Consider the following 20,910-nt stretch of genomic DNA (forward strand, 5'->3'; position numbering starts at 1 on the left):
AAAAATGGAATATTCCGGAGTTAAGTTATGCTCTTTGTTTTATATTTCTCACGCAATTGCTTCTCAACGACGGGCGGTACCAGCTCATGCACAGCACCGTGGAATTGTGCAATCTCCTTCACGATGCTGGAGCTTAAATAGGAATATTTTGGATTCGTCATCATGAACATGGTATCGATTTCAGCATCGAGCAGGTGGTTTGTTGAAGCTAGCTGCAGCTCGTATTCGAAATCGGTAACCGATCGAATCCCCCTAATGATGACATTCGCCTGCCGTGATTTCATGAAACGGACGAGCAAATCCCTAAAGCTGTCAATTTCCACATTTGGAATATCACTAGTCACCTCAGTAAGAAGCGCCTTACGTTCGTCGACGCTGAACAGCGGATTTTTGCTTGAATTATTTAAAACGGCTACAATCAGCCGGTCAAATTGCTTAGCAGATCTGCGAATGATATCCAAATGACCATAGGTTACAGGATCAAAAGTACCAGGATACACCGCTACGCGCTCTTTTTTATTCATGAACATCGGCCTCATTTCCGTCATGGCTTTCTAAGCTGTTAAATTGATAGATTGTAACTGCCGTATCGCCGTATTTTGCATACTTTAATTGGTCAAAATGCTCCATCTGCTCCGGGTAACGGTGCGAAGCATCATGCTCGACTACAATAATGGCGTCAGGTTCCAGCAGTTCATTCTCCATAAGCTGAGCCATCAAACTGTCCATCGTGATCATTTTGTATGGAGGGTCAAGAAAAACAAGCCGGAACCTCTGTCCCCGCCTCGCTAGCGCTTTCAATGCGCGCTCCGCATCATTCCTATAAATTTCAGCAGCGCTCCCCATATTCGCCGTTTGAACATTGTGACGGATAATGTCGATGCTTATTTTCTCACGATCAATGAAAACCGTACGCTCTATTCCCCTGCTCCAAGCCTCAATACCCAAACCACCCGTACCTGCGAACAGGTCCAGCGCCATTCCGCCATCGAAATAAGGACCAATCATGCTAAAAATAGCTTCTTTTACCTTGTCCGTTGTCGGTCTCGTATTCATGCCAGGCACAGCCTTAAGCGTGCGGCCCTTGGCCTCGCCCGCAATGACTCTCACTGCAATTGCCCCCTTCTATCTCATTCCCGCCTATCGTACCATAGAATCCCTTTCATAATAAAGTGAAGACCCGCGTAAAAATTGAGAGTCTATTGCTGCTTTAAGTACAACATTAAATTTTTTATCTCAATCGTGTATATTTACCATATAAAAGGACAAAATAACCTTATCGGCGTCGCAAGATGTCGTAGACAACCGCGGAGAAGACTTACGTTTCCCCATAAGCTCTTCGTCCGGTTTCTCCTCTCCCATGAAAAGGGCACCCCGCAAGGGGTGCCCGATTTTTTGTTTAAAGCCTTATATACCAAGGGTATTTAGTTATCTCGAGTCTCTATAAAATTAATTTGTCGTTCATTTGTCGTTCTGTTTTTTGAGATCATTCCTCAATTATTTATAATGTCCCCCTATTTTGGATGAACGATCACGCGCTTGGCCCGCCTCGGTAAGTGATGCTGCTCTTAATATTATAGAATCGCCATACTTTCGTTTTATCGCATCTGTAGCCTTTTCTAAAGCCATTACCTTTTCCCTATGTGGATCGAATAAGGACACTTGGTACTGATCATCAGGTACCAATTGAGAGAGGCTGATACCAATTTTGCGAACTGGCTGCCCATCCCAATGTTTATTCAGTACCTCCACAGCAGCACGATACACCTGATTTGTGACGTTTGATGGATCGTCCATTTTCATTTGGCGGCTAAACCCCGTAGGACGTTCATAATCCGCCCCCATGCAACCTACCGAAACAACATGGCCCATATAACCTTTTCCCCGACACCTCTGGCATACCAATTCCGTTAGCTCCAGCAAAACAATCTTTATATCCTCTAGCCGCCAATAATCTCGAGGTAAGGTCATCATATGACCGACAGACTTTGGTGCAATTTCATGTGTGCCCGGCGTAACTGGACTGTCATCTATACCATTTGCTATACGCCAGTACATTTCTGCGTTAACATCAGAGTTCTTCCCAAATTTCCTTTGCATCATTTGCTTGAGCTTATCTAGAGGCGTCGTAGCTAGCTTTCCGATTGTATCCAGTCCCATTGAATTGAAATGCCGGTTCATCCGGCTGCCTACCATAAACATTTTCTCAATAGGCAATGTCCACAGTGACTCATGTAGCTTATCTTTCCTTAATATATACAAACCTGATTCATTTTTCTTTGCAAAATTATCACAGGCTGTCTTTGCAAGAATCTTATTTTCTGAAATTCCAAACCGCGTATATATTCCTGTTTCAGCCTGGACTCTATATTGTATGTGATGAGCTAAATTTTCAGGAGAACCATACATCCGCAACGATCCAGTCACATCTATAAACTGTTCATCGATCGAGTATGGCTCAACGAGGTCTGTATAAGATTGATAAATGCGCGTAATGAGCAACGAGATGTCGATATATAATTGCATTCTCGGTTTAATTATTATCAAATTAGGGCATTTGGCTAGAGCATCACCAATCCGTTCTGCAGTAGTAACACCAAACGATTTTGCTATCGGACAGGCGGCTAATATTATTCCGGATCGTCGCTCAGGATCACCTGCAACAACTAAAGGTCTATCGCGGTACTCGGGATACTCCATCTTTTCTACGCTGGCATAGAAGGATTGGCAGTCAGCTAGCATGATTACTTTTTCACGAGGCATTAGGCTTCACCAATTCCGCGTCTACAATGTTTTCTACATTAAAAATACGTAGGGCCTTTGCAGTAAAACAATAAGCCTTAAGCCTCCCGTCCTTAATTGAACGAATTTGTATCGTTCGAATGGATATATTGCGATTACGATCATTATAGATAATCTGTACTGTCTGGCCTAAATAATTTTCAAGCATGACCTTCACCCCTGTGCGAATGTATGTTCTTATATTTATACCAAACAAATGTTCTTATTTCAATTGTTTTAAATTTTATAGTGCATTTAACCAGTGTCTTATATATCTCGGTGTATCGCCAAAATACGACTTTTATAGTAGACTTGTGCAAATAGTCTAAAATAGGAGTTTGATAGCATGGAGATCTATCTCCCCAATAAATTTACAAAAACATCAATGTATAGATTTATTGATGAGACCATCGACGCAGATATGAACCCCCGTTCAAATCATATTATCTTTGATTTCACCACCCTGAAATTCATTCTCCCAGTTGGTATAACTGTCTTAAGTAACCTTATTGGTAGACTAAGACGAAACGGGACAAGAGTCACTTTCAAATATGATTTCCCTGACCGCTCAAAAAAAAGTTGTCCAATGGCATTTTTAGATGATTCCATGTTTTTTCATCATTACTTACACGAAACTTTGGATCCTTCCTCTAAATTACGTCCAACAACATTACCGTTAGCGAACGTTGCTTACTCGAATAGTTTTCAATATTTAAGTAATGCTATGACTTGGCTCTCTAAAAAGTTATTCCTAACCAAAAAATCTCTAGCTGATATAGAGACTGCACTGAAAGAAATTTTTAACAATATACAGGATCACTCAAGCGAACATGAAGGTAGTGTTTTTATCCAACACTATCCGAATGAAAATAAAGTAACACTCTCCATTTCCGACTTTGGTGTAGGCATTCCGTTTAACATTCAAAAATTACACCCTTTTTTATCAGATGGTGAGGCCATTAAGATGGCTATACGTGAAGGCTTCACTACTAAGACCACACCTCGAAATAGAGGTGCAGGCTTAGATTTGTTATTACATAATGTGGTTAAAAATAACTGTGGCGAGGTTTACATACACTCTAATCATGGTATACTGTGTTGTAAGAATGATGGTTTTGGTAATATGGATATTTCTTACGAAAACGTGGAAGGCTTTTATCCAGGAACACTATTAGATATCCAGTTCCGTACTGATACCATCGAAAATGTAGAGGAGGAATTCATATGGGAGTGATTGTGGTACTTGATCACATCGATCGTTGCTATTCCAATTCAGACGGTGACGTAATAAGAAAATTAATAAATGACAACTTAACAGCTGGAAATTCCACCGAGGTTTCTTTTAAAGGAGTCGACAGCGTCTCATCCTCGTTTATTAACTCGGCTTTAATTGATCTTTTGGAGACGTACAGTTTTGATGTTATTAAAAAACATATCACTTTTGTGGATTCATCGCGATCGATTAACGATCTGATTAAAAAACGTTTTTCTTTCGAGGTAAACGAGAGAAAAAAGTTAATTAGTGTTTAAACGAAAAAAAGCCCTCGACCAATTAAGGTCAAGGGCTTTTTTTATTGGACGGGTTGTCCGCTAGCAGCACGTAGTTCATTCGCAAGTCGGCTATATTCTTTACGCGCTTCCTTGTCCTCAGTAGTTCCGTAAGCGGCTTTCAAGAAGCCAATGATTTTGTTCGCATCTTCTGCTTTCATTTTTGGTTTCACCTCCTCCACTTGCGACTGCATCTTTGTGGCTACCATTTTTTTAAATGCAACCCAGCCCAGCCATGTACCGCCGTCATACATCTTACGCGGGCATATCTTTCCATTCCAATCGTAATGACGTTTCAGTCGATCCACTCCCCATCCTCGCTCCTTAAGCTTGAGAGCCACTAGCTCAACGGCATTGTCCATCGTCTTGGCATAATTGCCGCCCTCACATATCTCGATTCCTATTGAGGTTCGATTACCGCTAGTAGCTCCACTGCCATCACCTGAGTGCCAAGCGTTCTCATTTAATGGCAAACATTCAATTGCTCCGTTTTCGTCTACGACAATATGATAAGACGCTGTACGGTCATTAGCTGCGTTTGTGAGCCAAGATCTTTCGTTTTTTGCCGTGCTCGTCGGATTGGCCGTGTTGTGAATCGTAATAGAAGTAGCATTCATTTGTATCGCGGGTCGACGACCGCACGCCGTCCCTTTTGGAATGTGGTCCTTTACATAATTAATTGACATCTCTGTTCACCTCTTCTGGTACTACTGTCAATTCAGGCGTAACTGCTCCTCGCTGTGTCGCTCTCTGTAATTTCTTATTCAGCTCACTGCCTACCCAATTAAGCAACACCTCTAGCACGTTGAGCGGAATCCATTCCCCCCATCCCGCACGAATCGCATTAGCGACCATGGATTGAATAACGTGGTAAAGCAGTCCAGCTGTCAGCGCACCAAATAGAATGCCAGGTAGATTAAACACTAGATCAAGAAAATGACCGCCCGCTGGTAGAGCCAGCATGAAAAACGTTCTAAATATGCCGTCAATTCCATAGGAGCTGCCATAGCTTTTATCTTTCATGGCTGCGCGAATCCCACTGATCCAATCCATCAAAATGAAAAATGCTAATGTGATCATAGAAGTAAACACCGCTTCACCTGCTCCGTATGCAAATTCAAATACTGGTACGATTATAGCTCCGACTGTTGTGATTATTGTTTGGCCTTTATTCATGTTGTCATCCCCCTAAATGTAAATAGCCCCGCCTGAGCGGAGCTACTTTTTCGCTTGTTCTTTTTGTTTTCTTTTTTCAGTCTCTGCTTCTCGTATCTTCATAAGTGCGTCGTAATAGGCTGCTCCATCCGCTGAATTCTTAAATTTCTTTGTTTGTTTTCCGCTTAATGGTCTTCGCTCCTTGCCTGTATACTCTTGTCCCTTTTTCGTTGCGTAGGGACTAAATAGAGTTGCCCGGATGATATCCGCTGGATTTTGTGAATCTACCGGAAATTTCAGGCTCGGTTCTTCTATCTGTGGACCCGTTGTGAGAATGTCCTCGGTATATGATCCTCCTCTTACTAAGGAGTCTACGCCTTGAATCGTTTTCTTCAATTGATTCCCACCAAACGGCAAGAGTAGTTTGAATATCGGGTCCTGTAACCCTTTTGCTGCTATTAGCCCGCCGCCAAAACGTGTTGGGTCTTTCTTTCCGAAAAATTCTTCACGAGTAGGCCAATCCAAGCCAAACCAATTTGCACCATATTCAGGGTATGCAGCGGCAATTGTTTGACCCATTGGCATATTTGACATACCTTCTCCAAGAATACGGCCCCCACGTTTCAATAGGCTAACATCTTCAGTTACCGCATCATAGATTGCATCGATCGGATCAAGCACCACACCACTACCCGTAGCAGCAACAAACGCTTTGTTTAGTAGGAAATTAGAAACGAATAACAAAGCCATCGATCCGAATTGTTTTTCATCCACGAAATCCTTCATTACGCGCCATAAGTTATTTACTTCTAACTGAAAAGGCGCTAGAAGATTAAACGTCTTTGATTTAATTAATAAGGGTTGCTCCCCGACACCTCTACCAGAAACAAGTCGCCTAGCTTGCTCATCAGCAAATCGAATCGGATCTTCCAATCCTTGTTTTTGGCCTTTGACGTATGCAGTGTTCCAAATAAAAGAAGTTCCAACCCGGTCACTGATCTCCATGATGGCCTCAGCAAAACGTTTCGGTTGCTGCCACCAGTTATCATTAAATCTTCTAAAAGACTTATCAATGTAACGTTCCTTTAGAAAATCCGAATTTCGCATTGCTTCATTGGGTGAATAAATACTTTCAATTGTGCGTAACGCTCCTAAGGGAGCATCAGTTCCCCCGAATGCAATACCATTCGGAATATTTGCTAATTGAGACAGTGTTGAGCGAACATTCCCTAATATTACGTTTGACTTTACCCTGTTATTTGCCATTGTCATTAGGTGTAGTAGATTTCTACCACTTTTAAACGGGCTTACAGCCTCAGCCCATCTATCCAGCGGCGATGTTTTACCCGCGATATCATTCGCATAGTTATGGACAAACGCAAGAAAATTATTAATGTTTTTAGTCTGATCCGTATCCTCGGCAAGCCGCTTTGCAAGATTACGAAAGGTTGAGATCTGAGGATCGATATGAATCGCATAAGAAGCAGCTGGGATATAATCAAGAAATCCACCAACAGCATCATTCTTAAATTCGCCTAAGCCGCGAGACTGTTTAAAGCTAGCCCACTTGGTTTTAGGTTGAACGAAGGGCGATGTTCCTGACAATGTTGCATTGATCTTGCCAGATGTTGAATCAAAGAGATTTACAAGACCTTCCCAGCCCTTGAGTTCTTGGAAGTGACGATAGTAATCAGACCTCTTGGGCACTAGTTTATCGGCGTTATTCGGATATATAGAGGCAATAGATGCATTTACTCTGTCTAAAATCGAATCATACTGTCGTCTGAACCACTGATCAGCCTCTACAATCTTCTCCCAGTTATCAGATTTAGCCTGTAATGCGGCTAAGTCTATTTGGTTTTCGCCGTACTGTTGTACAAGAGCAGAATCAGCACTCCCCTTTCTTATTCCGAGACCCTGAACAATATCTTTATAAAGTGCGTCGGTTAACGTTTTTTGTTCTTCTGCATAGCTGCCTTTAGCTCTATCAAAAGGATCAATAACCGCTGCTTTAACAGAAGGGTAATGTTCACCAAATACCTTTTTAAAATTACGGTATACATCCGCGGTATTTAAATTTAAGCTTGATAAATCTTTAAGCTCTTGAGCTTCAAATCCTGATAAGCCGAGTTCCTCCGATTGAATCTGTTTGTTCATGCTTTGATAGATCGGCTTCGCTTGTTGAAATATCTTACGAACATGCGGCCGGATCTCTTCGCCAAAATCCTTAACAAGCTGTTCGGTAATATCAGCGAGTTTCACAGTTCCTTTTAACATATATCCCGCTGTCAGCTTTGCATATTGAGCATAGATGTCAATCGGATTACTGCTTAACCGATTCACACCTTTTGCAAGCTCAGCCTTAGATGAATTAATTAGATCATCCGCGAAACTTGATAGCCGGCTACGCACTGAAGGTGCAATAGTCTCGTCTTCCGGAATGATGATGTCATCTACATCATCAGACATCGAAAAAGGAATATCCGGATCATTTCGGATACTCAATTTTTCTTCTGCCGATAGATTTGCTGAATTGTACTTCGGCGGTGCGATTGATTCAACTGGTACCTTAGGATTTCCCACAGGTCCAGTAACCTGTGATGCACGACTTACCCTTGGATTTGGATTGTTTATTACAACAGTAGTTGTGCCATCAGAATTCTGAACAATCACTTCGTTTCTCCGTAATGGTCCGCTCGTCGATACTGGAAACCCCGGAGCGCGGCCAGCTACCGTTTGTGGAGATGCTGCAGGTGCAATAGGGCCAGTAACATAACGCTCGTCCATTGTCTTAACAGGTAGTGGAGCCCCGGCTACTTCTCTTGCTGCCTGATAATTCCTAGCCCGATCGACTAGATCAGGAGCTATAGGCCGCTTTGCAGGATACGCTCTTGAGATAAGCTCGTCCAAGCTGACGCCATCCGATGGTGCCATCTGTGTCCACAACGATTCAAGATCAGCGTCCTCTCTACCAGGCGTGAATCTGCCCTCTTGCTGCATACGTTGTGCAGTTACCATAAGGTTTTCGAATTGCTCAAGATACGGATTGGAAGGTTTAGAAATTCGTGCAGTAGTTGGCGAACTGATATTGGGCTCAGGTAATGCATTGATAGGACCAACATAACCTGTCATTATTTCATCATTCACAGCATTATTAGCATTTCCACGAACACGAGCAGGCTGAGGTGCAGGCAGTGTAAGAACCTTCTGCACTTCTGCTTCCGGAACACCATTGCGCTTAAATAGCCTGCTCAGTCCAGCGCCCAGCCCTGTTAATGCAACATCACCGACACCGCCAAGTGCTGCACCTATACCTATATTCATTCCAAGCTGATCTAAATCTGTTTCCCCTCGTACTCCACTAATCACGCCGCCTTGAATTCCTCCGGCCACTGCACCGGTCAATGCCCTTTCTGCTAAATCCGATGTTAAATTGCTTCCGATGTTTATACCGGATTTGTTAAGCATAGGATTAACTGCATTAACACCTTTAGTTACACCTGACTGTGCTGCATTGGTCAACTTGCTGCCCAATTTCGTACCTTGCACTGCTGTATTCGCAATTTTGTAAGGAGCAGTCACGAGGTTTTGTCCAATATTCGATGGGTCAGATAGAGCCCCAGCCAGCATTCCGGCAATCTCAGCTGGCTTATTAATTATCATCGGTCCTGTAACAGGCGCTGTCTCTGCCTCAACGTTTAGCGCGGAAGCCGCGCCTCGTTGAAATGACGAAAGTCCAGGTATATAGGCTTGAGCAGCGTCGATCGTTGTTGCGATCGGCTCCCATAACCCTGTGGCAAATTTAGCCACAGGGTTATCCCCAGCTGTTTGTTGACGATTAGCACGCTGATCGTCCATCCACTGTTGCCTGGTCGGGACAGGGTTATCCTTGAATACGGAGGTCGCTGTACGCAATTGAGTTTCGACGGACGGTAAGGATGTTGGCACAGGTTTCTTCGGCGGGGACGGTTGTTGCATCTGTTGGAAAAAGTCTTTATTGGCTTGATTCTGCTTAAACGGATCAAAAGCTATAGGACCAAGCGCACGAATATCAGGTTCTATACCAACAAGATCAGATGTACGATTACGTACTACATCATATTTACTGGTAGATGATGCAGCTTGTTGTTTGTATACACCAGACAACACACGTTCTTTTGCTGCAGAACCTTGTTGAGTTCGTTGCTGTCTTACAACATCATACTTTGACGCCATCTAATCGCCTCCTACGTCAATAATATTTATTTTTATCCCAGAAGGCCAAAGCCTTTTCAGGAGTTCCATATCTGTCTTTTACGTATTTTAATCCCGCGATCGCCTGTTGGTAGGGGTCTGACCAATCCACCTTCGTACCACCATAGTTACTGCGTGTGCTGTCTAAAAACTGGAACAACCCTTTTGCTGATGATTTTGGATTTGATGCATTGCTGTTAAATGATGATTCACGTGCCACTAGTTCCATTATTGGTTGAAACCACGAATTATCGTAACCGCCATCTCTTAGTGCGCGGGAAACAGCGGAATTTGCAGTTGCATATGCCTTCGGATTACCTTTAGCGTCCTGCTCAGCTTTGTAATAGTTGGAGTATGCTCCCCCGCTGGAGCTCGTTACTTTCCCGGCGTGGCTGCTACACCGTATTTTTTATTCCATGCCGTTAGTTCAGCTTTGGTCAGCCCCAACAGACTCATTAATTGCTCTATTTGTGCATCAGGCAAGCCAGAATCAATTGCGGATAAATACATCTGTTCACGTGTTGCCGCGTCTTTCGGAAGACTTTTTACTGGATTATCGGGATCATCAGTGTTTGTTACTGTAAACCGGCTACTGAGCGCATCATATACCTGGTTCGGGGTCATGCCATTATACTCAGTACCTGCAGATGCTTGATTAGCCATTTCAAAATCCAATCCAGCCCATCTGTAATCGCTATTGTCCTGCTGTTCCAGCTCTTGCAGTGCCAAACGATACTGGTCAAGTGATAATTGACCGTTCTGATATGCTTGCGTGATAGCCGATTGTTGAGCTCTGAATTGGTTATCTAGACTGCGCTGATCTTCACTTGCTACAAAAGATTGACCTGCAAGATTAAGTGGTGTATTACCATTCCCCACTTGCCTAAAGAGACCACCCCAGTCTGAAGTAGGCGTAATCAATCTCCCTGTTGCATCACCAACGTTAAGAGCTGCCGCAAGGTTTGCTTGTTTGCTTTGTAGATCCTGCGCCTGTGCCGCAAGTGTTCGAGTACCAGCTGATCCATAGTTGCCCATAGCACTATTCGCATTCACATTTGCACCAAACAGTGTTGGATCAACGCCTAATCCTCTTAAAGCGGCTCGATACGCGTCCGCTTGTTTGCTAAGTCCTGACCTCGCAGCTGCTGTTATGCCTGACGCTTCAGCTTGTTGTTTAAGACCAATGATTGCATCCATATATTGACGTGCTTCACCGGATAGGTATTGCCCTGTAATTTGAGATTCTGCCAGCGGATTCTGGAAGTCCTGCTGATTTTGCAACCCATATTGATTAGCGAGATTCGATAATCGATCCTGACCAACACCATAGTTAGCACTTTGAACTTGCATGTCACGGTTAGACTGATCAGCATATCGTTCATATGCTTGACTGATAAGCTGTGGCAGCACCTCTGTGCTTACTCTCCCCATCTCTTTTGCGCTAATTTGGTTAGCGACCGATTCCGAATAGCTTGACTTCCCCTGCCCGCGCGCACGTAATGCTGCTCCTGTATCCGCTTGTGACTGAGTAATATTGGATCTGGCTGATGCCAAAGCAGATTGGTAAGCAGGGTCAGTATTGTAATCATATTTGAATTCCTCTGGACCTTTGAATTCAAATTGAGGAGAACTGTTCAAACCAGCTATGGAATTAAGAGTTTGGTTTGTTCTGCTAGTCGGCTGCACTATCGGAGTTGTTACAGACGATGCTGGGGAGACACTAGCTTTTACACTTGATACTGCAGCCTTGTAAGGCTCGAGAGCATACCCTGCTCGTTTAGAATCCGCCTGCAAGCGACCAATTAAATCAGTGTCGCCACTCTTATTAGCTTCTTGCCAACGTTTATTTTGACTTGCTGCATAACTGGATGATGCCGCCATATTAACCCTCCTTCAAAAATAAAAGAGCCGCCCAGTGGACGACTCTTTTATTTGTTATTTTCTTTTTTATTACTGCCGATATAATATCCAATTATTAAAAATACAAATGAAGATGCATGAAAAAACATTACTTTGTGACCGATATTTTCAAAATCCAATTGAGGTAATATATACATCCAAGGGAAAGGGTTGTCTTTTGCATCTGTAGACATTATCCAACCAATAACGATACCAGATAATAGCCATCCTGAAATTAATCTAACATATAAGGGATTTGTTCGACTCATATTTGAGAATTTAATGATTCAATTTCAGCGTCTATTACTCTGAGCTGAGCATTAAGATCAGCAAGGTTTGTTTTATGTTCCGAAAGAGCCAACTTCAATTCGTCGATAACTGCCTGAGATCCAGCTTTTTGAGCGTCTGTTACTGCTGTTTTAAGGCGCTCTTCTCTAAACGGAATAGTTTCTTCTTCGAGTCCTTTGATGCTTTTTTCCACAGATGCAATCTTGTCTTCAATAATTTTCTTTTTTCCTTCTAACAACGCAATTTTATCCGGTATACCAATGTCTGCCTGATTCTCTTCTATTGTAATCACGCCCTTTGTATAGGAAGCTGATGCCCCTAACGCCTCTGCAATGTCACGAACAGGCGCATAGCTCTTGCCTTCGCTTATCACGGCATTACTGAGTTGTTCGCCGTTAAGTACGACCTTTGCTTCACCGTCTATTTTCTGGCCGATCTTTGATACACTGTCAGCTAAAACTTGTCCCGAAGCCATAAGTAGCGCCCCTGACACTAATCCGATCATAAACTTTTTCATATATTCAACTCCTGCAAGGTAATATTTTCTAAGAGTATACCACATTGCAAGATTTGTCGGAATCTATGGAATGTTTACGATAGCTATTTGTGTTCCATTTGCATTAAACATCTTTAGATTTCTTGTCACTGTATCAAAAGTTAAATTCACACCTGCATCAGCAATATCAGCCTTATTATCTAGATCTTGCTGCAATGTGTTTAACGTAGCTATATTTTTCAAGGAGTTCCAACTAGGCACATTCGTTTCGCCAGTTAAATAAATTCCACCGCTAGCTTCTATTTCAAAATCGCTGTTCGCTTTAATTCCCATTCCTAGCAATGAAGCAGCTCCATGACCGATTAGTAGCTTAGCTGTACCTTGATTCATTTCTATTCCAGGTGCTGAGCTCAATCCACTTACAGGGACCAAAATTACATAATCAGACGCGTTTCGATAGGCTCCAAATAAATTACCCGTCGATGAAATCTCGCAGCGCGGATATGTACCGTCAGCTGTCGCAATATATGAACCAATGATCGTAACCGCTTCGATCAAGCCAGCAGTGATATGCCCTAAGTTTGCAGTAATTGCAGATAATTCATTTACCATTATCTTATCAGCCGTAACACTATCTGCTTTAAGGTTCTTCGTCTCAATGCTGTTCGCTCGAATGTTATTCGCATCTAGATTCCCATTAACGATGAAATCTAGATCTTTTGCTAAAATCGCTACTGTGTCATTCAGTTTAGCTACGAAATCTCTCAGACCTTCTAAATCGATCTGACGCGGCGGAGCCTTCATCCTTGTTGAGACTTGATTTAATTGAGTCATATTGCCCTCCTAATACAGCGGAAGCGCCCGCTGTTTCCTCGTGTGATCGTGCAATCTGATCCAGCCGGTGCCATCGATCTTAATTCGCACATACTTAGCTAAAGTGATTTCATCTACTGGAACCAGTACGCGCTGCACTCCCATGCTGCCATCACCTACGATACTCTTTACCAGCGTCCAATCGTTCCCGGTCACGCTAGGAGATAGAGAAACGTTAAGCGTACTTCCCTCTGCCATCTCAACTGCAAACCACAACTTAAGCCAGCGCATCATCTGAGCGATTGTAGAACTGCTAAATGCCTTTGTTATAGCGAACCATGTTATAGGTGCGCCTGCGTCCGTCAAACCGCCTAGGCGGAGCACACGGCCCACAGAATCGCCTACATACATCATGCCTTGCATGACTGTAAAAAAAGAAGCATCAATCCCCTGCCATATGCTCCATGCGTTGACCCCTGACCTTGGATCGTAGGCAAGGATTGCATTAGACACCTTGAAATATATTTTCGTACCGTCCGAGCCGGCCGCACTGTCCGCGTTCACCGTAAACGGATAATCACTGATGGTCTCCGAGAAATCTTTTGAAGGTATGGCCCCGCCGGCATATTCGTATATCCCTGTTCTATGCAGCAAGCGCATGATGCCATCATGTGTGACGGCAGCCTGGTTGCTGGCAAAGCCCGCATCCTCGGTAATAAGCCGATCTGCAAAATCAGAAGGAACACCGCCGTATAACTCCCGGATCGCATTTGGCATTCCGATCGTCAGCTTGGTTAAGCTGCCCGATAGCATGTTAATGTTCTCGCCGCGGCTGCTCTCGATATCTTTAACATAGGAGTCCTCTTCGGTACCGGAGAAGTCCGTCCAATCTGTGGGACGATCAAGCGCACAGGAATGAAGTTCTTTACCCACGGCACACCACAACCTATTTTGGTAAGTTGTAATGTAGTTGCCGCCGCTGGGCGCGCCTGTGAGGTTCTGAACAGTTGCTCCGTCATACCTCTTTACTGGATCAATTCCGTTGGCCGCAATCAAGTTTATATCGGTCAAGCTGCCTTGAAAATTCGTGAACGACCACATTGCGGCTGTATTAAGCCCGCTTGCTAGAGTCGTCCAAGCTGCCCCGGTCCACTTCCGCCAACTGCCGTCATTAAATACAACATGCAGCTCCGCGTCCTTCCATATCCCCATGCCCAGAACCTTAGTCCCGATCGCGTTCCCCAGCACCGTGTAACCCGGCCTGACAGACGCGGCAGGATAATCATCGGTTGTAAGATTCGACATATCCGTCCAAAAGCTATCCGCAATCGATAAAGGATCAAAGCTATTAACCCCACGAAAGTCCCTGACAGTTGCGACCGATATCCCTCCGAGCTCCTGCGGCTGAGTCACTTGATACTGTATAGGTCCCATGCCTAGGCTCCTTTCTGATAGTTCTGCGCGGCCACATTCCAGGCTGCCTTGTACTGCCCCTCATACAAGCTGGCTTTCATCCCATCGTCCTGCGTATTAGCGAGGAACGAGGCTAAAGCTGGGATAAGCGTCCATTGATATTCATCCGGCACATCCGGTATCGCCGCAAGGTTCCCGCTTGTGAATGTCGTTGTGCCGATCCTATGGTAACGAACAATCCCCTGCAATCCACTTTGATACGGTGCAGGGGATAGTGTGAGGACATGAGTATTATCATCGAAGCTAAAATTATTCTCTAGCGGAGTAACACCATCCGTCTGCAAATCCTTATACTTCAACAGCCCAACCTCAACCAAGTCAATGTTCTTCGCCCGCACATCCGCAGCGAGCACATTACCCGCCTGCCCCAGCACGGAAGTGAAACGACCAATCTGCGGTATCTTAACCACATTAAAAAAGTCCTGATTGACTTGCGTCAACTGCAGGACCTTATCCGATACGGCAACGACATTCGGAACAAGAATGTCTGCTTCCGTTATGATTTGTTGCAAAGTTAATGGCATTAAACGTCCTCCTATCTATGCATAAAAAAGAGCACCGCTATGGGTGCTCGCAGTTTGTTATTTCATAACCTTTTCTGCAATAGTGTAGTAAAGTGGCGTCATTTCAAAGGTTAGTTCTAATTCATTGCCGCCCCCTTTTGCCGCAAAGGTCATTTTATTTCCTCCGGTGTTGTAGTCACTCATCCCCATGCTCTTAAGAATATCAAAGTGTGGGCGCAGCTTATCAACAGTTAGCTCACTCATATAACCTGTTATGCGCGTAGCTTGCGGAGTAGGTATTAAAATTTGCTCTAATTGTGGCTCGATTTTGATCATTGCTTTCACGGACTGTTTTACGACTTCTACTACGCCATATTCTTTCTCAAAAACTTTGATTTCATCGATAATCCGATCATAGTCCACATTGGGAGTGAAACTAGCCCCTAAAAATTTACCCACCATTTGAAAAACTTTTTCGAGACCTTGTTTACTTGTGGCCTCTATACCTTGAAGCATGTTAATCGGAATAGGGAGCTCAATTGGACGTATATTTGTATGGCAAACTGGAATGATAGGTATGCCCTTAACCCAGCCTGCCCCTGCTTCAAAGTTAATCCATGGCCTTGTCACTGAACCCTTGCTACACAAAAGCAATATAATCTGTGCTTCTTTAAGTGCTTGGTCAATCTCATCCAACCATTTCGTTCCCACAGATATGCTCTCTCCGTCAGAAGAAACAAATATCTCGGGTAAGCCTAGAAACGCTTTTTCGATTTCCTCTTTTAATATTTTTGCTAAATCTTTTTCTTCAGTGATGTGACTAATAAAAATTTTTGGCTTTTCCACTGTTCTGCCCCTTTTCAATAAATTGGATACTAGTTATTTATACATTAACTGTAAAGGGGCAGTAAATCGTTTTTTTATTTTTTTACACTAATGGCGAGAATTATTAGCTTCAATACGACTTGTGTATCCTCTAGTGTTTTTAGTTCATTTCCGTTTAAGAGAACCTTACCCTCGTCATTTACATGAACCGTTTCTATCACTTCACCTTTGCTATGAAGGATTAAAGAGTTTTTCATATCTCATGTTACTTCCTTTCTACTGCACAGTATATTCCTTAAGCGTCAATCGCTCCTGAAAACTCTTCCAACGACTTAAGATACTCGTATCCCTGCTTGATAAAGTTTGCCGCACTTTCTTCTACAGAAGGTATAAAGGTATATGGCGTTTGTCTTACATGAGCCTTACCTTCCACAGCCGCTTCCTGTGAGATGTATAATCTAAAACCTATTTCCGCGCCTAGTTTACCACCGCTTACCGATTCAATTCGACCGTATGCATTTTCTACAGTTATTCCTGTTTCTAATTCGATTGATCCAATAATTACTCCCATTGTCTGCCTCCCTTTTTTAAACCCAAGCTGAACCTGTCCAAAATATCTTCGTGGAAGTTGTGGTGTCATAATAGAGATATCCTGCATCATTTGTTGTCAATGTTGGTCTATTTGCCGTTGTCCCTGTACCGCATCCATGGGCTGTCCATGTTCCTGATCCACTTGCATTTACACATGTCCAATGTGAAATATTTTTTATTAAAGTTGGAGCAGTATTGAAGACTCTATCCCCAACAGCATAAGTTCCTGTCGTAGGAGCTGCGGTTCCCGAATACCATTTTTTATTGGAATCCGTTATTAAAAACATGTCGAAACCTCCTTTTGTTTAGAATCCGTTACATTATTATATTATTTGATTGGACTGCAGTCGTATCTAAACTATTTACTGCTCCAGATGGCGCTGTTCCGTCGATTTGTTTATTTACTTGAATGTTATTTATATATATAACATTGGTTGCTGTCAAAGCTCTCGTAAAATAGGAAAATGAACCTCTTGCATAAAAAGTATTACCGTCTATTAATACCTTATCGCCAACCACATAAATGCTGTAATCGTTTGACTTGAAGGTGCAATTTTTAATTTTTATATTTTCATTCGTTCCTACGCTTAAATCAATTAACTTACAAGTGATACCTTCCGCTACTTCGAAATGACAAGATTCTATAATAAGATTTTTGATAGATGTTGCGAAGATGCCGTATATCCCTCTTCCTGCAGATGTATCTGAAATGGCTTTAATTTCTTTAATTGTTACTCCATCTAAATTACCAAGAAGTTGAATTCTGCCTTTTAACTTGTCTACAAAAACATCTGTAATTTTACCCGAATCTCCTCCATCAAACTTAACATTTGTCGTTACTCTGCATTTAGAAACTTTTACATTATTAACTTCACCAGTACCTAGACCAGCGGTACTGCCATTATGAGAAATATTGATTTCCAGTGCGATACAATTATCTATCAAAATGTTCTTAAATGTTCTAATGTTTGCATCTGTTGATTCAGTCACAAACGTAATGTCTTTGTCTGTGTAGCAATCCCTAAACACGATGTTGTCACAATTCCCTGGCCTAATGTCAAATCGAAAACCATAAGTATTATTTATTGATTTACACCCTTCTATAATCCTATTTTTAAAAGTTTTGTTATCGTCCGGTTCACAATGGTATCCACTTTCAGGAGCAGATCCATTTGTATTGCTGAATTCGCAATTTCTAACAGTCATGTTATCCAGTGTGTTGTCTGTGAAACCATTTCGAGTGTTGTTATCGAATAAGCAATTCTCTACAGTTGCCCTCTGTGGTGTGATGGTTCTAAATACCATCCCATCAGATTCGCAATTGTTAATCTTGCATTTATTTATATGAATGATTCCTGTAACGGAACTAGTCGTATTGCCGTACAACCTAACCCCGTGCATGCCTCCGTCCTCTCGCGCTTCGGTATGCGTTTGGTTGTCACGGTTTCCGTCAATAGTTACATTCTCAAGGGTGACATATTCATCACTACCTGAGTAAATGTTAATAACCGTTGTAAAGTCCGCGCATGCATCTTTCAATTTAAAATTTATATTCCTCATTGTAATAGAGCCAGAAATATATAGCCCATAGTCATCTCGATACGATCCTGCATCGGCCGGGATTAATCCCATTACATCCGACACAAGATACGTTTTACCTAGCCCATCTAATATAGCTCCTGTCAATTCTGCGTGTTCTATTGCATTTTGTATACTTTGTGTGTCATCGGTTATTTCATCGCCTACAGCACCAAACCTTAAAGGAGAAACAATTAGTTTCGCAATATCCGCCAACTGCGCATCAACATCTGCCTTAAGAGCATAATCCTCAAGTCCATAATCCGACTTCAAACGGAAGCCGCCGACTGGACCGCGAGTGTCGGTTATCGATGCAATGTTCATGCTGCCGTTGGTCGTTACCGTCGCGATCGTTAGGTAGTCCGTCCCGATCAAGCCGTCAGGATGCGAGGTTCCCCAATACCAATCACCATCGCTGGTGAAGTCCAAGTAATAATTCGTGTTGGCGATCTTGGATCGGAAACTCGTGCCCTCACGGGCCATGATGTCATCGTTTAAGGAAACAACGATATCAGTAATATCAATCGTATCGTTTCGCGTTATGTTCTGCGTGACGGCGCCGCCGCTAACAACATACGCCAATAAGAAGTAACCAACGTCCTCGAATCCTTTGATCTTCTTGTAATTCTCATAGGTTGTCTGAGCTTGTGCTGCTATTGGATCTGTATTAGACGATGAATCATCAGGCGGATAGTATCTTGTCGTCAAGGACGGTACACCTCACTAACTTGAGTAGATTCAGGATCTCGTGTAGCAAATACGTAATCTTGAAGCAGATCATCGTATTCAGCTTTATAAAACCCTCTCATGCTTGGTTCTGCTATATCTATTAAAACACCATATACAAGGAGCATATGATAATCTTCTTCAATTTCAGGCGGTACATTGAGAGTGCCCACCTCAAGCGCGGTGGGCACATGTTTATGAAATATTTTAAGCCCCTGCAATAAGTCCTCTGCAGGTGACAGGGATTGATTTAAGTGAAGCCCGATCGTTCCATCTAGCAAGTAATAATAAGTACCCATCATGTAATTGTTCCGCTGCCTGAGCGGAATGCGTTCATTGTTCACATATACGCTTGTAATATTTCCTGGGGCGCAGGGCAGAGGGTACTCTCCAATGCCCGCTAAAATGTCCAAGACGGCGACGTCGTCATTGTTGTATCCATACAGTCGCAGGATTTGTTTTTGCTTCTGGTCCACTTTACGGATAATCGATGGCATAGAGAGTGACCTTCCCGGCCCTTCTCCAACCTTCTCCAATATCTCTTCTACGATTTCAAGGAGCAGCATCCTCTACCCCTCCCTTCTTAGGATCTAATTGTAATGTCGAGATCTTGCTGTACTTTAATCCGGCGGTTTGCTGCGGCCGTTTTCGAATACGATTCATGCCAAATATCCGCGATAACATCAGGTACTTCAAATTCTTTACCGCGTGGAATGGAATAAATAACACCATTTACGCCGATAGGAACCACCAGATCATCCGGATTTAGCGGATCTTCGGGAATTAAAATCGTTTTTGTCGGTCGGTCCTGCAGACGCTTAAGCGTGGATCGCTGGTCCTTTGTTAACTTGCTTGAGCTTTTTTTTTCGGCAGCCGCTGCCTCTTTCTCATTTTGTTCAAGATCTTTCACATTTTCATCACTCATGGTGATCCTCCTTCAAGCGTAGAGGACCCAATAGGGGCCCTCTCGCATGTCATATACTAGATTGCTGTTGCTGAGCTTTCGTAACGAATGATAGCCAATTCTTGCAAGCGAAGAGATGTAAAGGTCGACTTCCAACCAACGGTATTGAATTGGTCGAGTGGATCCGCTGTGCCTGCGCTACCGGCTGCTTTGACTTTAATATCAGGGCTTCCCGATCCGTCCACATCAGGAACACCGTATGCCCCTTTACCAATGCAGATATTCAAGTAAATCTCTGCACTCGCTGCGCCCGCATCCGTCAGGATAGTGTTATTGACCGACTCGAGGAAATAAACGCCATAGAGCTTACCTACAACGCCAGCTTTCCGGTTGTCAGTGCTGACGTACGTGTTCTGGTCCTTCCATTCCTGCGTCTTCATTAGATCCGCAGCTACGTCTGGGTGAATGAACATCAGATAACCCATAGATCCGTCCGGCAGCTTAATCTCACGTACTTTGTTCCGCTTCATAATGGTGCGGACCTTGAGAATGTCAGCAGCTGTAATAAGATCAGTCGCGGTTACAGTAATCCGAGATAAACGACTATTCGCATAAACGACATTCGTGCCGGCAGTAATAATATCTCGGACAATAGTGTCCATCGATTCAGCGGCATTCTCACCCATAAGCTCAGATGTTTCAGTAATAATTGGATCGATACCCACCATGTCAAGAAATCCTGAGATTTTGGTAAAGTTACCATAATCCTTTACAGTGGCTGTCACAGCAGTCACGCTCAAGTTTACGCCATCAGGCGTTACCCCTTCAGTCAAAGCGGTAGTGACTACAGCTAGGTTATTCAGCCTGCGCCACTGCGCCGTAGCGCCACTACGTTTTGGAATAGGTTTCTTCTCTCCGTACTGCATGTAGTGAAGATCCGGCAGCAAGCGGTCAAGCATAGCTGTTTTATAAAAAGTTGCGTTCTCAGCCGAAAGCTGGTTCTGGCCGGCGCCGGCGTTATAGCTGTTAACATCGGTTGGAAAAAACATTGGTTGGCGCATAGCCGCGCCGAATCGTGAACCTGTAAACATAATAAA

The 20,910-nt window shown here is 43.3% G+C and carries 21 protein-coding genes; 2 read left to right on the forward strand and 19 right to left on the reverse strand.

Features of this window, described 5'->3' with window-relative positions:
* Positions 1 to 20 precede the first annotated feature (20 nt).
* From coaD to AC1DLI_RS14505, 3 genes are all read right to left on the reverse strand, one after another.
* Positions 21 to 530 (reverse strand): pantetheine-phosphate adenylyltransferase, encoded by a 510-nt coding sequence (coaD, locus tag AC1DLI_RS14495; protein WP_477603668.1) that lies wholly within the window; start codon positions 528 to 530, stop codon positions 21 to 23.
* Complete coding sequence (rsmD, locus tag AC1DLI_RS14500) at positions 517 to 1,110, reverse strand: 16S rRNA (guanine(966)-N(2))-methyltransferase RsmD (protein ID WP_477603670.1); 594 nt, start codon at positions 1,108 to 1,110, stop codon at positions 517 to 519. Before rsmD ends, coaD begins: the two co-directional genes overlap by 14 nt.
* A 387-nt stretch (positions 1,111 to 1,497) precedes the next feature.
* The gene (locus tag AC1DLI_RS14505) at positions 1,498 to 2,763 is read right to left on the reverse strand and encodes a DNA polymerase IV (protein ID WP_477603672.1); all 1,266 of its coding nucleotides are present in this window, start codon (positions 2,761 to 2,763) and stop codon (positions 1,498 to 1,500) included.
* Positions 2,764 to 3,127: 364 nt separating this feature from the next.
* On the opposite strand from AC1DLI_RS14505, the gene AC1DLI_RS14510 reads away from it, so the two are divergent.
* Complete coding sequence (locus AC1DLI_RS14510; RefSeq protein ID WP_477603674.1) at positions 3,128 to 4,015, forward strand: ATP-binding protein; 888 nt, start codon at positions 3,128 to 3,130, stop codon at positions 4,013 to 4,015.
* On the forward strand, positions 4,006 to 4,311 hold the full coding sequence (locus tag AC1DLI_RS14515; RefSeq protein ID WP_477603676.1) for an STAS-like domain-containing protein: 306 nt from the start codon (positions 4,006 to 4,008) through the stop codon (positions 4,309 to 4,311). Before AC1DLI_RS14510 ends, AC1DLI_RS14515 begins: the two co-directional genes overlap by 10 nt.
* Positions 4,312 to 4,352: 41 nt before the next feature.
* Here the strand turns inward: AC1DLI_RS14515 and AC1DLI_RS14520 are convergent, their stop codons facing one another.
* The 16 genes from AC1DLI_RS14520 to AC1DLI_RS14595 form a co-directional block, all read right to left on the reverse strand.
* Complete coding sequence (locus AC1DLI_RS14520; protein ID WP_477603678.1) at positions 4,353 to 5,015, reverse strand: peptidoglycan recognition protein family protein; 663 nt, start codon at positions 5,013 to 5,015, stop codon at positions 4,353 to 4,355.
* The gene (locus AC1DLI_RS14525; RefSeq protein WP_477603680.1) at positions 5,005 to 5,505 is read right to left on the reverse strand and encodes a phage holin family protein; all 501 of its coding nucleotides are present in this window, start codon (positions 5,503 to 5,505) and stop codon (positions 5,005 to 5,007) included. The genes AC1DLI_RS14520 and AC1DLI_RS14525 overlap by 11 nt, the downstream gene beginning before the upstream one ends.
* Positions 5,506 to 5,547: 42 nt before the next feature.
* Complete coding sequence (locus AC1DLI_RS14530) at positions 5,548 to 9,699, reverse strand: hypothetical protein (RefSeq protein WP_477603682.1); 4,152 nt, start codon at positions 9,697 to 9,699, stop codon at positions 5,548 to 5,550.
* 16 nt (positions 9,700 to 9,715) lie between these two features.
* Entirely contained in the window at positions 9,716 to 10,123 is a 408-nt protein-coding gene (locus tag AC1DLI_RS14535; protein WP_477605017.1) for an aggregation-promoting factor C-terminal-like domain-containing protein, read from the reverse strand.
* Positions 10,093 to 11,598, reverse strand: coding sequence for a hypothetical protein (locus AC1DLI_RS14540; protein ID WP_477603684.1), 1,506 nt, complete (start codon positions 11,596 to 11,598; stop codon positions 10,093 to 10,095). The genes AC1DLI_RS14535 and AC1DLI_RS14540 overlap by 31 nt, the downstream gene beginning before the upstream one ends.
* 283 nt (positions 11,599 to 11,881) lie before the next feature.
* Positions 11,882 to 12,421 carry a stalk domain-containing protein gene (locus AC1DLI_RS14545; RefSeq protein WP_477603686.1) on the reverse strand — a complete coding sequence of 180 codons (540 nt, stop codon included), beginning with the start codon at positions 12,419 to 12,421 and terminating at the stop codon, positions 11,882 to 11,884.
* 63 nt (positions 12,422 to 12,484) lie between these two features.
* Entirely contained in the window at positions 12,485 to 13,234 is a 750-nt protein-coding gene (locus AC1DLI_RS14550; protein WP_477603688.1) for a hypothetical protein, read from the reverse strand.
* Between the two features lie 9 nt (positions 13,235 to 13,243).
* Entirely contained in the window at positions 13,244 to 14,647 is a 1,404-nt protein-coding gene (locus AC1DLI_RS14555; protein WP_477603690.1) for a hypothetical protein, read from the reverse strand.
* Between the two features lie 2 nt (positions 14,648 to 14,649).
* A complete protein-coding gene (locus tag AC1DLI_RS14560; RefSeq protein ID WP_477603692.1) occupies positions 14,650 to 15,210 on the reverse strand; it encodes a hypothetical protein in 561 nt (186 codons plus the stop codon).
* A 57-nt stretch (positions 15,211 to 15,267) separates the two neighbouring features.
* The gene (locus AC1DLI_RS14565; protein ID WP_477603694.1) at positions 15,268 to 16,035 is read right to left on the reverse strand and encodes a toll/interleukin-1 receptor domain-containing protein; all 768 of its coding nucleotides are present in this window, start codon (positions 16,033 to 16,035) and stop codon (positions 15,268 to 15,270) included.
* A 274-nt stretch (positions 16,036 to 16,309) separates the two neighbouring features.
* On the reverse strand, positions 16,310 to 16,585 hold the full coding sequence (locus AC1DLI_RS14570; protein WP_477603696.1) for a hypothetical protein: 276 nt from the start codon (positions 16,583 to 16,585) through the stop codon (positions 16,310 to 16,312).
* 16 nt (positions 16,586 to 16,601) lie between these two features.
* Positions 16,602 to 16,892 (reverse strand): hypothetical protein, encoded by a 291-nt coding sequence (locus tag AC1DLI_RS14575; RefSeq protein WP_477603698.1) that lies wholly within the window; start codon positions 16,890 to 16,892, stop codon positions 16,602 to 16,604.
* A 28-nt stretch (positions 16,893 to 16,920) separates the two neighbouring features.
* A complete protein-coding gene (locus tag AC1DLI_RS14580) occupies positions 16,921 to 18,891 on the reverse strand; it encodes a glycoside hydrolase family protein (RefSeq protein ID WP_477603700.1) in 1,971 nt (656 codons plus the stop codon).
* Positions 18,888 to 19,475 (reverse strand): phage adaptor protein, encoded by a 588-nt coding sequence (locus AC1DLI_RS14585; RefSeq protein ID WP_477603702.1) that lies wholly within the window; start codon positions 19,473 to 19,475, stop codon positions 18,888 to 18,890. The genes AC1DLI_RS14580 and AC1DLI_RS14585 overlap by 4 nt, the downstream gene beginning before the upstream one ends.
* Positions 19,476 to 19,492: 17 nt before the next feature.
* Positions 19,493 to 19,834 (reverse strand): hypothetical protein, encoded by a 342-nt coding sequence (locus tag AC1DLI_RS14590; RefSeq protein WP_477603704.1) that lies wholly within the window; start codon positions 19,832 to 19,834, stop codon positions 19,493 to 19,495.
* A gap of 56 nt (positions 19,835 to 19,890) precedes the next feature.
* Positions 19,891 to 20,904: a N4-gp56 family major capsid protein gene (locus AC1DLI_RS14595; RefSeq protein ID WP_477603706.1), complete on the reverse strand. Its 1,014-nt coding sequence runs from the start codon at positions 20,902 to 20,904 to the stop codon at positions 19,891 to 19,893.
* Between the last annotated feature and the right edge of the window lie 6 nt (positions 20,905 to 20,910).

This window comes from Paenibacillus sp. 01T443, assembly GCF_056398325.1.

What these genes read in the sequence shown, in the direction of transcription:
- coaD (WP_477603668.1), bottom strand. Translation starts at nt 530, where the DNA reads ATGTTCATGAATAAAAAAGAGCGCGTAGCGGTGTATCCTGGTACTTTT.
- AC1DLI_RS14505 (WP_477603672.1), bottom strand. Translation starts at nt 2,763, where the DNA reads ATGCCTCGTGAAAAAGTAATCATGCTAGCTGACTGCCAATCCTTCTAT.
- AC1DLI_RS14510 (WP_477603674.1), top strand. Translation starts at nt 3,128, where the DNA reads ATGGAGATCTATCTCCCCAATAAATTTACAAAAACATCAATGTATAGA.
- AC1DLI_RS14515 (WP_477603676.1), top strand. Translation starts at nt 4,006, where the DNA reads ATGGGAGTGATTGTGGTACTTGATCACATCGATCGTTGCTATTCCAAT.
- AC1DLI_RS14520 (WP_477603678.1), bottom strand. Translation starts at nt 5,015, where the DNA reads ATGTCAATTAATTATGTAAAGGACCACATTCCAAAAGGGACGGCGTGC.
- AC1DLI_RS14525 (WP_477603680.1), bottom strand. Translation starts at nt 5,505, where the DNA reads ATGAATAAAGGCCAAACAATAATCACAACAGTCGGAGCTATAATCGTA.
- AC1DLI_RS14530 (WP_477603682.1), bottom strand. Translation starts at nt 9,699, where the DNA reads ATGGCGTCAAAGTATGATGTTGTAAGACAGCAACGAACTCAACAAGGT.
- AC1DLI_RS14540 (WP_477603684.1), bottom strand. Translation starts at nt 11,598, where the DNA reads ATGGCGGCATCATCCAGTTATGCAGCAAGTCAAAATAAACGTTGGCAA.
- AC1DLI_RS14545 (WP_477603686.1), bottom strand. Translation starts at nt 12,421, where the DNA reads ATGAAAAAGTTTATGATCGGATTAGTGTCAGGGGCGCTACTTATGGCT.
- AC1DLI_RS14550 (WP_477603688.1), bottom strand. Translation starts at nt 13,234, where the DNA reads ATGACTCAATTAAATCAAGTCTCAACAAGGATGAAGGCTCCGCCGCGT.
- AC1DLI_RS14555 (WP_477603690.1), bottom strand. Translation starts at nt 14,647, where the DNA reads ATGGGACCTATACAGTATCAAGTGACTCAGCCGCAGGAGCTCGGAGGG.
- AC1DLI_RS14560 (WP_477603692.1), bottom strand. Translation starts at nt 15,210, where the DNA reads ATGCCATTAACTTTGCAACAAATCATAACGGAAGCAGACATTCTTGTT.
- AC1DLI_RS14570 (WP_477603696.1), bottom strand. Translation starts at nt 16,585, where the DNA reads ATGGGAGTAATTATTGGATCAATCGAATTAGAAACAGGAATAACTGTA.
- AC1DLI_RS14575 (WP_477603698.1), bottom strand. Translation starts at nt 16,892, where the DNA reads ATGTTTTTAATAACGGATTCCAATAAAAAATGGTATTCGGGAACCGCA.
- AC1DLI_RS14585 (WP_477603702.1), bottom strand. Translation starts at nt 19,475, where the DNA reads ATGCTGCTCCTTGAAATCGTAGAAGAGATATTGGAGAAGGTTGGAGAA.
- AC1DLI_RS14590 (WP_477603704.1), bottom strand. Translation starts at nt 19,834, where the DNA reads ATGAGTGATGAAAATGTGAAAGATCTTGAACAAAATGAGAAAGAGGCA.
- AC1DLI_RS14595 (WP_477603706.1), bottom strand. Translation starts at nt 20,904, where the DNA reads ATGTTTACAGGTTCACGATTCGGCGCGGCTATGCGCCAACCAATGTTT.